Annotated in this window: 7 protein-coding genes; 5 read left to right on the forward strand and 2 right to left on the reverse strand. The window is 69.9% G+C overall.

What is annotated here, in order from left to right:
* The first annotated feature begins 28 nt into the window (after positions 1-28).
* The 5 genes from BLQ50_RS08400 to BLQ50_RS08420 all read left to right on the forward strand — a co-directional run bounded on the left by BLQ50_RS08400 (position 29) and on the right by BLQ50_RS08420 (position 12,064).
* Positions 29-421, forward strand: a complete 393-nt coding sequence (locus BLQ50_RS08400) for a DUF4280 domain-containing protein (RefSeq protein WP_093182846.1) — start codon at positions 29-31, stop codon at positions 419-421.
* A 110-nt stretch (positions 422-531) separates the two neighbouring features.
* Positions 532-1,197, forward strand: coding sequence for a Pvc16 family protein (locus tag BLQ50_RS08405; RefSeq protein WP_093182848.1), 666 nt, complete (start codon positions 532-534; stop codon positions 1,195-1,197).
* Complete coding sequence (locus BLQ50_RS08410) at positions 1,194-3,398, forward strand: carboxypeptidase-like regulatory domain-containing protein (RefSeq protein ID WP_093182850.1); 2,205 nt, start codon at positions 1,194-1,196, stop codon at positions 3,396-3,398. The genes BLQ50_RS08405 and BLQ50_RS08410 overlap by 4 nt, the downstream gene beginning before the upstream one ends.
* Entirely contained in the window at positions 3,399-5,996 is a 2,598-nt protein-coding gene (locus BLQ50_RS08415; RefSeq protein WP_093182852.1) for a carboxypeptidase-like regulatory domain-containing protein, read from the forward strand. It abuts the gene before it with no gap.
* Complete coding sequence (locus tag BLQ50_RS08420) at positions 5,993-12,064, forward strand: carboxypeptidase regulatory-like domain-containing protein (protein ID WP_093182853.1); 6,072 nt, start codon at positions 5,993-5,995, stop codon at positions 12,062-12,064. The genes BLQ50_RS08415 and BLQ50_RS08420 overlap by 4 nt, the downstream gene beginning before the upstream one ends.
* Before the next feature lie 103 nt (positions 12,065-12,167).
* Here the strand turns inward: BLQ50_RS08420 and BLQ50_RS08425 are convergent, their stop codons facing one another.
* Both BLQ50_RS08425 and BLQ50_RS08430 read right to left on the reverse strand, forming a co-directional pair.
* The gene (locus BLQ50_RS08425; protein ID WP_093182855.1) at positions 12,168-12,620 is read right to left on the reverse strand and encodes a hypothetical protein; all 453 of its coding nucleotides are present in this window, start codon (positions 12,618-12,620) and stop codon (positions 12,168-12,170) included.
* A 5-nt stretch (positions 12,621-12,625) separates the two neighbouring features.
* Positions 12,626-13,195: a phage tail protein gene (locus BLQ50_RS08430; protein WP_093182856.1), complete on the reverse strand. Its 570-nt coding sequence runs from the start codon at positions 13,193-13,195 to the stop codon at positions 12,626-12,628.
* Position 13,196 lies beyond the last annotated feature (1 nt).

Here is a 13,196-nt window from a genome sequence, read left to right on the forward strand (position 1 = left end):
CGACAGCCCCACAGACAAGGACACGACCATGGGACAGCCCTCAGCCATCACCGGAGGCCAGCTGTTGTGCTCCTTCGGCATGGCGCCGTCGGCCTTGGTCGTGCTCCCCATGAACCGGGTGATGATCGAGAAGCGCGCCGCGGCCAACATCATGGACATGAAGCCGATCATCAACATCCCGCCCTTCGGGATGTGCATGTCGATGGCGAACCCCACGGTGGCCGCCGCGACCGCGGCCGCCCTCGGGGTGCTCGTGCCGATGCCCTGTGTCCCTGCGACGGTCGCGCCGTGGGCGCCCGGGGCACCCAAGACGCTGATCGCCAAGGCCCCTGCGCTCACCCAGGGGAGCACGTGCATGTGCGCCTACGGCGGCGTCATCCAGATCCTCATGCCGGGCGCCGTCCAGACGACCGCCGGCTGATCGATGAACTTCGGTAGCGATTACCGATGCCCCCCGACCGCCAGATCCCTAGCCTTGACTGCGTGCACCCTGTTCGAGGTCACGTGGGGTGACCAGAAGGTGAGGGTGACATGCTGATCCCGGCTGTCGAGGACGCGCTCGAGCTCTATCTGCGCCGTACCCTCCCGCTGACCGACGACATCGGCGACATCTCCTTCGACCCGCCGTCGGGCACCTGGTCGGCGCAGGTCAACCGGATCACCGTCAACGCGTTCCTCTACGCCGTCGCCCGTAGCTCCCAGCCGCCGCGGTCCTCCGCGCCGCGCGCTGCAGCAGACGGCACCATCGAGCGCCGAGCGCCGCTGCCCCTCGTCCAGTTCAGCTACCTCGTGAGCGCCTGGGCCGGAAGCGTGCGCGACGAGCACCAGCTTCTCGGCGAGGTGCTGACCCGGCTGCTCGCGATCCAGGTGCTGCCCGAGTGGGCCGTGGAGACCGAGCTCAGCTCGTCGATCCAGGTTGCCCTGGCCACCGACGAGATGAACCGGCCACGCGACCTGTGGGGCGCGCTCGGCGGCGGTCTCAAGGCCTCCTTCACGCTGCTCGTCACGGTCGCCTCGGACGCCTATGACTGGGAGACGGCGTCGACGTCTGTCGCCGAGCTCAGCGCCCGAACCTCCGCGAAACCGCGCACCGAGCCGGCGGGCGCCCAGGCGTGGGGCACCGACACCCCGAAGCCGACCAGCTCCCAGACCCCGGACGCCCAGCCGCCCCCGGAGTCCGCGGCGAGCGGCCGATGAGGATCCTCAGCACCGTCGCACTCCTGGAGGTCTCACCCGGAGAGTCCGTCGACCTCGTCCTCGACGTGGTCAACACCGAGCCGGTGATCGAGGGCGTCACCGCTCGGGTCATCGGCATGCCCGCGACGATGGTGCGGGCGCAGCCCGCCTCCCTCGCGCTCTTCCCCGACGCCCAGGGTGAGATCACCCTGACCTTCGCCGTCCCCGGAACCTTCCCGGCGGGCCGCCACCCGTTGACCATCGAGGTCTGCGGCAGCACCCCGGCCGCCCGTCCGGTCCACCACGACGTCGAGCTGGTCGTCGCGGCTCGCCCGCGGATGGTGCTGCGCGCCGCGCCGAGCATGATTCGCGCGCGCAAGCGCGGGACCTTCCGCGTAGAGACCGTCAACCGCGGGAACGTCCCCCTCGACGTGGCCCTGCGTGCCCGCGACTCAGACCGCAGCCTCAACACCACGATCACCCCGTCGGCATTGACCGTCGCGCCGGGGGAGGCGATCGTCTCCACGATCGTGGCGACCGGCCCTCGGCACGTCTTCGGCTCCGACCTCGACCGGCCGCTCAAGGTCGAGGCGACCACGAGCGACGTCGAGGACTCGATCTCCCTCATGCTCCGACAGCGCCCGCTGATCAGCCGCGGGCTGCTCACGGTCGCGATCCTCGTGGGGATACTCGTGGTGTGGGCTGCGATCTTCCTGTTCGGCATCCGCAACGTGCTGGGGTCCGACCCGGTGACCAAGGTCGCCCCGGCGTCGTTCTTCGCGGCCTCGGCGGCCTCCGGGACCGCCGGCGCCTCGCCAGCCGGCGCGCTGTCCAAGGACGGCGTCGTCGAGGCTGGAGTGGGTGGCACCCTGACCGGCACGGTCACCGCCCAGAGCGACCTGGCCGGCGTCGGGCTGATCACGGTCGACGCCCTTCGGATGAGCCGCACCGGGATGGTCGTGGTCTCCTCCGCCGCGACCCAGTCGGATGGCACCTTCACGATCGCCGGCCTGTTCCCCGGCCGGTACTACCTGCGGATCGGCGCCGAGGGATACGACACGCTGTGGTACCCCGCCACGCCCACCGAGACCGGCGCAACGACCGTGCGCGCTCGCGCGCAAGAGGTCAGCGACCCAGCCTCCATGGTCGTCACGGGCCACCCCGCGTCGCTGTCCGGGACCGTCGAGGTCGGCGACGTGCTGACCCCCGTCGTCACCACGGTCGTGGCCAGGCCCGCCTGGTCCGGGGCCGACGAGACACTCGAGTACACGACCGAAGCCACCGGCGACGGCACCTACACCCTCGCGGACCTGCCCGCACCGGGGACCTACGAGCTGACCTTCACCGCCGAGGGCTACCAGCCCGCGACCGCGCGCGAGTCGCTCGTGGGCGGGCAGTCGCGTTTTGTCAGCGACGTCAGGCTCGGCTCGACCCCGGGGCAGATCAGCGGGATGGTGACCGACGGTGTCTCCCCGCTCGGCGGGGTCGTGGTCTCCACAACCTTGGACGGCCGCGACATCACCGTGGGCACACCCACCCTCGGGGTCGTGGGCTCCTTCGTCATCCCTGGCCTGACCACTCCGGGCACCTATGTCGTGACCTTCGCCAAGGAGGGCTTCGGCGACAAGACGGTCGTCGTCGACCTCACCGCAGGCCAGTCCCGCGGCGACCTGGTCGTCTCGATGGCCGACGGCGTGGGCACGCTCACCGGACGGCTGGTCGACGGCGCAGGCAAGGGGCTGGGCGGGGCCGCGATCAGCGTGGGCGGCGGCACGACGTCGACCACCGCGACGACGTTGACCAGCGGGGATGTCGGCGCCTTCACGATCGCCGGACTCGCCTCGCCCGGCTCCTACACTCTCACCTTCACCCTGTCCGGGTACCAGCCGCAGAGCGTCCCGGTCGATCTCGCCGCCGGCGAGGCGGCCGCGCCGATCAGGGTCACGATGACGGCCGCCCTCGGCTCGATCACCGGTCAGGTCACCACGGACCGACAACCTGTCCTGGGCACCGACGTCGTGATCACCAACGGCGCGCAGTCCTGGACCACGGTCACCAGCAGCGAAGCCGGGTCCGCAGGGATATACACGCTCAGCGGGCTCGCCCCCGGCACGTACACCGTCACGGTCTCCCTCGGCGGCATGGTCCGAGCCACCGGACTAGCCACCGTCGCGGCCGGCGCGAGCACGACCCGCAACCTCGAGACGACGGGGGCGAGCTGAGTGAGAGTCTCCATCTCCGACCGCCGCATCTCCGTCGTCCCCGGTGTGCCCACCTACCTCACCGTGACGATCACGAACACCTCCGAGGTGATCGCCGGATACTCGATCCGCTTCCTGGGCGCCGACCCCGAGTGGGTCACCTTCGACACCCCGGACGCCCGCCTGTTCCCCGACGCCAGCACCGACATCCGGGTCGGGCTGCGGCTGCCCGTCGGTGTGCCCGCCGGCGCTCGACGGATGGCCGTCCAGGTCCGCGAGCTGACCGCCGAGCAGGCAGTCGCGATCGAGGAGATTGTCGTCACGGTCCCCGACCAGCCCGGTCTCGGCCTGCGGCTCGACCCGTCGACGGTGACTGCCGGGCGCCGCGGCGAGTTCGGCGTCGTGATCGAGAACAACGGCAACACCGTCCTGGTCGGCGCGCTGCGCGGGGTGGATGCCGAGAAGAAGATCGACTTCGCCTTCACCCCCGGCCAGTTCCGTCTCGCGCCGGGGGAGACCCTCACCGGGCGCCTGCGCACCAAGGCCAAGCGCCCGGTCTTCGGCGCGCTCGCCGTGCGGCCCTTCGGCCTCTTCGTCGACGACGGCGTCGTGCGTGCCTCGGCGGAGCCCACGGCTCCGGCCGATCCGGCAGACCCGTTCGCCGCCGCGGGCCCAGCTGCTGAGGAGGCACCGACCCCGGCGGCCGCCGGAGTCTTCATCCAGAAGCCGGTCTTCGCCCGTGGGCTGCTGTCGATGATCGGCCTGCTCCTCGCGGTGTCGGTGTTCGCGCTCGTGATCTCGGTCGCGCTGACGTCCGTGATGGCGCGGTCGGCCGCCGACCGGGACCTCGCTCTCCAGGTCGCCCAAGCGCGGTACGCCGCCACGACGGCGACCGGGACGGCGGGTTTCGCCGGGACAGTGCGGCTGCTCTCAGACGGGCAACCGATCGCGGGTGTCTCGGTCGAGGCCTTCGACGAGTCAGACACCTCCGTCGCGGTGGCCACAACCGCCTCAGACGACCAGGGCGTCTTTGCGATCGGCAACCTGCCCGCCGGGACGTACAAGATCCGGATGCTCGGAGCGGGGTTCTCCGAGGTCTGGTATCCGGCGGCGCTGACCGACGCCGACGCGCAGTCGCTCACCCTGAGCGCAGGTCAGCGGATGACCGGTTTGAGCGTGCTGCTTGGTGGGGTGCCGGCCACCATCTCCGGGACGGTCTTGGGCACGGACGTCGCCGGCGCGACGGTCCAGCTGCAGATTCCCCTGGACTCCCCGATCATGCAGGGCCTGGTGGGCGCGGGCGCGGGCGATGCCGCGCCAGAGAGCGGCAACGGCGCGATCGTGCGCACCGCTCCGGTCGGCGCGGACGGGACCTTCACCCTCGCCGTCGTGCCTTCGCCCGGGGTCTATGACCTCGTCGTGAGCAAGATGGGGTTCAGCACCCAGGTGCAGCGGGTCGATGTGGCCGCCGGTGAGAACCGGTCCGGGATCGAGATCAGTCTCATCGAGGGAGACGGGTCCATCGCCGGAACTGTCACCTCCGCAGACGGCCCCGTCGCCGGGGCGACCGTGATCGCGAGCTTTGGGCAGAACGTGGCACAGACCGTCACCCTGACCCAGGACGCGATCGGCACCTTCACGCTGCGTGGGCTGCAGACGCCAGGAACGTTCACCGTCGTGGTCAGCGCACCTGGATACGCGCCCGCGACCCTGAGCGTGAACCTCAGCGAGGGCCAGCAGCTGACGGGGATGTCCATCCCGCTCGGGAAGTCCTCAGGCACGCTCGCCGGCACGGTCACGACCCCGGCCGGGACATCGAGCGCTGGGGTCACAGTGACCGTGACCGGCGGCTCGGTCACCCGCCAGACCGTCACCCAGTCCGGCTCGTCGTCGGGTGCCTGGCGGATCAGCAACCTGCCGCTGCCTAGCACCTATACGGTGACATTCTCTCGGGCGGACCTGGAATCACAGGTCACGTCCGTGACGATCGACGCGAACGGCGTCGTGAGCACCGGCTCCTCCGCGGTGACGAGCATCGACGCGAGCATGCGCATGTCGACCGGGCGGATCACCGGCACCGTGACCCAGGCGGCCTACGGGACCGGGATCTCACAGCCCGCGGACAACGTCCAGGTGACCGCGACGTCGGGCGCTGCGACCTTCGCGGTCACGAGCGCGTCGACGCCCGAGGCCAACCGGGGCAACTTCGTCCTGGAGAACCTGCCCCCGGGCACGTACACCGTGACATTCTCCCGCAAGGGCACCCGATCGATGTCCTCGATCGTGACTCTCGTCGCGGGCCAGCACATCGAGCTGACGCCCAACCTCGTCTCGCCGGCCTCGATCACCGGCCGCGTCATGATGGGGCCGGATGCGGTGTCGGGCATCGAGCTCCGGCTCTACACCGCGGAGCAGTTCGGGACGGCCGCGGCCCCCGTCATGGTCACCCGGTCCGATTCCGGCGGCGGGTACGCCTTCGAGGACGTGGACGCACCAGCGCACTACATCATCGAGGTGCGATCAGCGGGCGGCTCGATCGCCCTGACCACCTCCTCCGCGATCACGATCGCACAGAGCGACTCAGCTAAGTACGACTTCACCCTGGAGTCATTATCATGACCGAACAGATCTCGACGACCCTCCGCGGCAACGGTGCACCCAGCGTCCTCGTCGAGGACGATGTCCACGCGAGCGCGGGCAATGCTGCGATCATGCGGGTGCACGTCCGCAACCTCAGCGACGGACCTCGGGACCTGTCGGTCACGGTGATCGGGCTCGACGACGGCTGGGCCCCCGAGCCGGTCGTGCTGCGAGACATCCCGGCTGACATGACGGTGTCCGCGGAGGCGGCCCTGGTGCCTGTCGTGGGCGCTGTGCCGGGGGAGTACCCCTTCGTCGTCGTCGTCCAGGCGCTCCCGGTGGGTGGTTCCGTGGGGGTTGTCGCGGGCCAGGTGACCACGCTCGTCGAGGCGCACGTCACGGTCGATGCCCCGAGCCAGGTGCTGCTCACGGTCGAGCCGGCAGACTCGCGCATGCGGCTGCGCCGCAAGCTCGACGTGGTTCTCTCCAACACCGGGGGCGAGCCGGTTGAGGTGTCCCTGTCCACCCGGACCGACAAGGGGCTGCGCCTCGAGCTGAGCGACCGGGATCTTGTCGTTCCGGCGCGGACGACCATCCGGCTCACCGCCCGGGCGCGCAACCTCCGGCCCCAGTTCATGGGGCACCTCAACCGTCGCGCATTCTCCGTCGCGGCGGCCGGCAAACAGGCGCCCGCCCGGTTCTCCGGGACGATCACCTCGCGCCCGCTGCTCAGCTCAGGGCTCATGCGGGTCATGTCGCTTCTGCTGGTCATGGCGTTGTGGGCGGGCGGCCTCGTGGTTGGCCTGCCGTGGCTGACCAACCGGATGACGGCTGAGCAGACGACGGCCGAGGAGACCACAGCGCCTGGCGCTGGGTCCGACCCCGGCGCCGCGGGCGATCCCGCCGACCCGAGCGATCCAGCCGGTGGCTCGGGAACAGATGGCTCAGGAACCGGTGGGACCGATCAGGTCGTGGACCCCACGATCCGGATCGGCGGCGTGGTGACCGCAACCGACCCCTCCGGTGTCCACGTTCAGATCGCCCCGGCGAGCATCATCGCCGACTCCCAGGGCGGAGGCGGCGGCGCCGGAGGTCTTTCCAGCTCCGTCCCCGTCCCTCTGAGTGCGGTCCTGGCAGCCGGCCTGGCCGGCGAGAAGTCCGACGACGCGCCGCTGACCAAGACGTCCCCCAAGGGTGTGGCGATCGAGTCGACCACCTCCGTCGCGACGACCCGTAGCACCTCGACAGGCGACGACGGCGCGTGGGCCTTCGCGGGGCTCTCGCCCAACCTCAACTACCTCGTCACCATCTCCAAGCCCGGCTACCAGACCGTGCGGCACGTCGTATCGGGGGCCGAAGCCGAGGCCGGCCTCGACGTTGAGCTTGTCGCCGGCGACGGACAACTCTCCGGCCGGGTCATGGGCCCCGACGGCGCTGGCGCGGGAGGCGTGGACATCGTCATCACCGACGGCACGACGACCGTGACGACGTCGACCAACACCACTGGATCGGTGGGCTCATGGTCCGTCGATGGGCTGTCCACTCCCAGCACCTACCTCGTGACCGCGCAGGGCAACGGGCTCGGCGCCCAGTCCCGCCTGGTGACGCTCTCCGCAGGCGCCTCCGCGACCGCGGACATGGCACTGAGCAACGGGGTGGCGAGCCTGTCCGGGATCGTGACCGGACCCGACTCCCTCGGCTTCGACTCCGGCGTCGGCGGGGCGACCGTGACTGCGAGCGATGGCGCGACGACACGCACCGCGTCGACCGTGACGAGCGGCCTCGTCGGGTCGTACACACTCGTCGATCTGCCCATCCCCGGCACCTACGAGATCGCGGTCGCGGCCGACGGGTTCGCGACCCAGACGCTCCAGCTCACCCTCGACGCGGTCACCCCCACGGCGCGCCAGGACGTCGCGCTGCGCACCGCGAACGGCGCCGTCCAAGGACGGATCACCGACACGGCAGGGCAGGCGTTGACGAGCGCGGGAATCACCCTGCACAACGACGCCAACACCTACAAGACCATGGTCACAGGTGATGGCTCCTTCCGACTCAACGGCATCGCACCGGGGGAGTACGTCGTCTCCGCCGCCCAGTTCGGTCACCTCACCGGCTATGCCACGGTGCGCGCGAGCGCGGGCTTCGCGACGATCGTCGACCTCGTGCTGACCGAGGTCGAGGGCGACGGCCTGGTCTCCACCTCGCGGATTCGTGGGCGCGTCGGCGACGCTCGGACCAACGGTCAGCTGGACTGCACGGGCCAGGCGGCTGGTGAGCAGTGCCTGGTCACCACCACGCTCACGGCTCAGAACCTCGACGGGACGCAACGGCTGGTCTCGGTCACCTCGGACCCCAATACGGAGTACCTCATCCCGGCTGCAGGGGAGGTGGGCCTGCTGCCTGGGCTCTACGTGCTGGAGATGTCTGCACCCGGGTACGAGGAGTCGACCGTCCGCGTGAGCGTGCCGATGGACACGACGGTGACTGCGGGCCAGGTCGCGCTCTACCCCTCGCCCTCGCTCACCGGGACGGTGATCGCCCGGGTCGGCAGCGTGCCCACAGGGACCTGCGTGATCGTCGTGCCAGCCGCCTCAAGCTTCCCCTCGGCCACGTGTGCAGACGTCTCCGTGGGCACGACCTCGATCTGCAAGATCGCTGCCCCGGCGCAGTGCGGCCTCACCGGAGTCAACGGCGGCTACACCATCACGAACATCAAGAGCGGGAGCTACAAGGCCACCGTCCAGTCCGGTGACACGGAGTACGTGTTCACCGATGGGGAGAGCGCGATCTCGCTCGTGGCCGGCGACGTACGCCGTTTTGATGCGGTCCTCAACCGCCTGCCCCGGATCTCGCTCACCACGATGATCAGCACGGGAGCATCCGCCCTCGTTCCGGCCGGGAGCGCGATCGTCAAGGCGATGCTGCTCAAGTCGGACGGTACGGAGGAGGAGGTGAAGCGCGGGACGGCGAGTGCTCAGGGCTTCGCTGAGCTCACCAGGCTGCCCGAGGGGAAGTACCGCTTCGATGTGGTCTCGGCTCCCGCCGACGGCAGCCTCGTCGGGAAGCTCGCGGGCGTCGTCCTCGCGTACAACCAAGAGCTGAGCTCGCAGCTCGTGCTGACGAGCGACGCCAAGGTCTTCCAAGGCCGGCTGGTGGCGTTGCCGGCCGCCAACGAGGTCGTCGGGATCGAGGACACGATGGTGACGGTGACCGGTATCACCGGGTACAACGGAACGGTGCCGATCCGGACGAGCGTCGATGTCAAGACCAACTCGATCGGTGAATTCAAGACCCAGCGCACGACACCCGGTGTCGGGTATCTCCCGGTTGTGGCGGACACCGTCTCTGTCGCCTTCGCCGGCAATGACCTCTACCAGGCCGCGACGTTCCTGGACGTCCCGGTGGCTGCCACGGTGACCCAGGTGGAGCTCCAGCCGGTGGGCATGGCATTCAAGGGATCGATCACGCTCGACGGTGCGGAGGTGAGCACGGCCAACCAGCTGGCCGGCGTGAGCTTCGAGATACTGAGCAGGCCCCCGGGCTCCGGTCCGGTGCTCATCAAGGCGATCGGGGCTCCCTTGACAAGCCTCACGGGACGTCTCGAGTGGTCCGACATGACCCAACCGCCGGACGCGACCGGTCCCGGTAACGCGCGGATGGCACGGCCCGGTCTCTACTCGATCCGGGCTAGCGCACCGGGATACGCCCCGGTCGAGACCACCTTCCGGCTGAAGCCCGGCGGGGTGCTCGAGGGTGACGACGTCACGACCGCCGTCTTCCCTACAGGCGAGCTCAAGCTGACCCTTTCCAAGTACGGCGAGCTGCGCGTGGCCACCGTCACCGACGTCTGCCCGGGACAAACGGATGTGACCGAGTGCGCGGTCCTGGACCCCGTGATCACCCTGCGCGGACTGGGGGCGCCTCGTATCGGGACCGCGGAGCCGGGGAACAACTTCGTGGACTTCGGCGAGGTGCCTCCGGGCAAATACACAATCGGTGTCCAGGCGGCCGGATTTGAGGTGCCCTTCCCCGAGGGCAAGGTCACCGTGGACCCGGGGCAGACCGCCAACGGCACCCCGCGCAAGGTGGTGTTGCAGCGGCTCGGGTCGATCGAGGGGACCGTGACGGCCGCGATCGGCAGCGGCGACCAGCAGCTCGCAGGCGTGCAGATCACCGCGGTCGGTCCCGGCGGGACATTCAAGGCGGTCACGGACGCGGTTGGCAAATACACGCTGGTCGGGACCATCCCGCAGCCAGGCCTGCTCGCCGGGTCCTGGACCGTCACGGCGGCCCTGACCGGCTATGAGTTCACACCGGTTCCAGTGGCCGTCGCGAACGGTCTCCCCACGAATCTCCCCATCAAGATGACTTTGACCAAGGTCAATCTCCAGGTGAAGGTGGTGCAGTCGTTCGAGGACTCAGGCGGCATACCGGGGCTCAGCGTGCGGCTCGACAACGGAGGCGTTCCGCTGCAACCGGTCTGCGTGACGACTCCCACTGACCCGCGGTGCACAGACCAGACGCCCGGGGTGTACTACTTCGACGGAGTGAACCCCGTCCAGTCCACCGTGCAGGTCTTGCCCAGCTCTGGTCACACGGGGGTGACGGTCGTGCTCACGCCAGTCCTGGGACAAAACCCGTGGCTCGTCACCGTCCCGCTGGTGAGCACGTCCAACACCGTGAGCGGCACGGTCCTGCAGCAGAACGGCGGAGCTGCTCCGGTCCCCCTGGGAGGGGCGGCGGTGACGCTGACGGGCCCAGTGCCGACGGCCCCGGTCACCACGCTGGCTGACGGACGCTTCACCTTCACCGGGCTCGCGGACGGGACCTATTCAGTCACATCGACGCTCACCGGCTACGGAGCGGTGACCCGGAACGTCGCCGTCGCGAACGGCCAGGTGGCCATGGTCGACCTCGTGATGTTCCACGAGACGCGCCAGGTGAGCGTCGTCGTCTCCTCCGACACGGACATCACCGGTGCGCTCGTGGGCCTGAGCGCCGAGACTCCCGGCCTCAACCCGTCGTCTCTGGCCGCCCAACCGTTGGTGCGCGGCCCGGGCATCACGTACTTGACGGTCTTCAACCAGGTGCCTACGGGCAGCTGGACTGCGACGATCACGGGAGCCGCGGGTCACCTGTGGAGCAAGACGATCGCGGTCCCCGTGTTGGTAGCACCGCCGGGCGACCCGAGCGCGGTGTCTGTCGCCGCCACGATCTCCGAGGTGAAGGTTGTGCTCTCGGCGACGGCCGCCCCGGCGACCTTGACGGACCCGCTCGTCCTGAACGTGTCGGGAACGCCCACCGGTGGCTCCGCGATCGCGACGCTCGCCAGGTCCGTCCGGGCGGACCAGGGCACGGACACCTTCTTCCTGCTGGTCGGGAGCTATACCGTGACACCCGCGCCTGCGAGCGGGTGGCTGTCTGCCCCCGCGAGCATGGCGATCACCGCCGGGCAGCGGGAAGCAGTGGGCGTGTTCGGGCTCACCAGGCCTCCGATCGACACCGTGACCACGGTGACGAGTGCGCCGGCGATTCTCACGGTGGGTGCGACCGCGAAGTTCACCATGAACGTGACGGCCGCGGGTGTCACGGGTGTCACGGGTGGTGTGACGCTCACCCTCAACGGTCAGAGCGTCGGCGCCGGGACCTACCAGCTTGTCGATGGAACTGTCACGACGGGGGACATCACGGTCACCGAGGCTATGGTGACGCGACCCAGCACGGCGCTCAAGGCCGTGTACGCGGGCAGGCCGGCGAATGCCGGGTCGGCTGAGCTGAACGGGTCCGACAAAACCGTCTCGCTCTCGATAGCAAAGCTGGCGACGTCGGTGACCGCGTCTGCGGCTCCGGTGGTGCTGGGCACGCCATCCGTGCTGACCGCCGTCGTGGCTCCGCTGTCCGCGGGGACGCTCACCTTCTCAGGGGCAGGCCTGACGCCCGACTGCACGGTCCCCGTGTCTACCTCCGCGACGGTGACCTGTTCTCGCACCTTCGCAGCCGCAGGGGAGTACTCGGTCACGGCGATATTCACCCCCACCGACGCGATCAAGTACGGGAGCTCGCTCCCGGTCACGTTCACGGTCACCGTGACCGCGGGTTCCTGACCCGAGCGCCAGAGGCTGACGCACGACCGGCCCGGTGGTCATCCACGAGGATGACCACCGGGCCGGAATCGTCGCGGGCGTCCCGCGGGTGGGTCGACCAGATTCAGCACGCGAGCTGCAGCACGACCACGACGAAGGTCGTCAGGGCCAGCGCAGCAGCCACGAGCACCCACCATCGGAAGCGCGGCGCTTCCTCGAGCGGGACGACGGGCGTGGGCGGCGGCGGGGCCGGCACGGGCTGCGGAACCGGGGCGAGGACCGGCGGCGGGGGTGGCGTCATGGATCCCGCGCAGCGCAGGCACACCCATGCGGTGGGCAGGTTGAGCTCACCGCAGGTCGGGCACGGCACGGAGTAGCTCACGCCCTTGCCCGACGTGCCGGGCAGGCGGCGCAGGGCGTCGCCGGAGTCGTCGTCGGCGCCGCGCACCGCGATCGCCGTCGACGACCAGAAGAGGGGGAAGTCGCAGGAGGGGCAGAAGTCGCTCGCGTCCCGCCGGCCGTTCATGATGTCGCTGGGTGTCCCGCACTCGGGGCACGTCACGCTTGTGTACTGCATCGGGTTCAGGTCTCCGTGGGCGGTTGGGGGAGGGCGAGGTGCGCGCTGGGGTCGGCGGCCGGACGGGGCCAGATGAGCTTGTCGCCCACCCACAGCTCGGCGCGGACGTGGGCGGGTACCTCGTCGGCGACGAGCTTGGCGAAGGCCCGCTCCGTGAGGCTACCCGTCGAGTCGACCCGCATCACGACCCACGCCGTGTCGATCGGGCTCTCACCCTCGCGCCAGACACCGCCGCCCTCCTCGATCACGGCCGGCCCGCCGCTGAACAGCTCAAGCATCGACCGCAGCCCGAACGGCGTGCCGCGCCAGGCGAGGGTGCGCGCCGCCACGCGGAGAACCTCACGCTGCAGCTCCACGCTGCCCGCGCCGTCGACCGACTCCAGGCCGATCCAGCTCGCGAGCCACGGCAGCATCTGCGGCGGGGTGATCCGGGGGTCGGGCAGGTGCACCAGGTTGTCCGCGTGCGCCATGACGGTGTCCGCCTGAGCCTGGAACAGCTCGACGAAGCGCCGGAAGAAGCTCTCCTGGAGCATGGCCGGCGGGAGCTGGTTGACCAGCCAGTCTGAACGTCTCATG

It is taken from the genome of Sanguibacter gelidistatuariae, from assembly GCF_900096585.1.
GTDB lineage: Bacteria > Actinomycetota > Actinomycetes > Actinomycetales > Cellulomonadaceae > Sanguibacter > Sanguibacter gelidistatuariae.

What these genes read in the sequence shown, in the direction of transcription:
- BLQ50_RS08400 (WP_093182846.1), top strand. Translation starts at nt 29, where the DNA reads ATGGGACAGCCCTCAGCCATCACCGGAGGCCAGCTGTTGTGCTCCTTC.
- BLQ50_RS08405 (WP_093182848.1), top strand. Translation starts at nt 532, where the DNA reads ATGCTGATCCCGGCTGTCGAGGACGCGCTCGAGCTCTATCTGCGCCGT.
- BLQ50_RS08410 (WP_093182850.1), top strand. Translation starts at nt 1,194, where the DNA reads ATGAGGATCCTCAGCACCGTCGCACTCCTGGAGGTCTCACCCGGAGAG.
- BLQ50_RS08420 (WP_093182853.1), top strand. Translation starts at nt 5,993, where the DNA reads ATGACCGAACAGATCTCGACGACCCTCCGCGGCAACGGTGCACCCAGC.
- BLQ50_RS08425 (WP_093182855.1), bottom strand. Translation starts at nt 12,620, where the DNA reads ATGCAGTACACAAGCGTGACGTGCCCCGAGTGCGGGACACCCAGCGAC.
- BLQ50_RS08430 (WP_093182856.1), bottom strand. Translation starts at nt 13,195, where the DNA reads ATGAGACGTTCAGACTGGCTGGTCAACCAGCTCCCGCCGGCCATGCTC.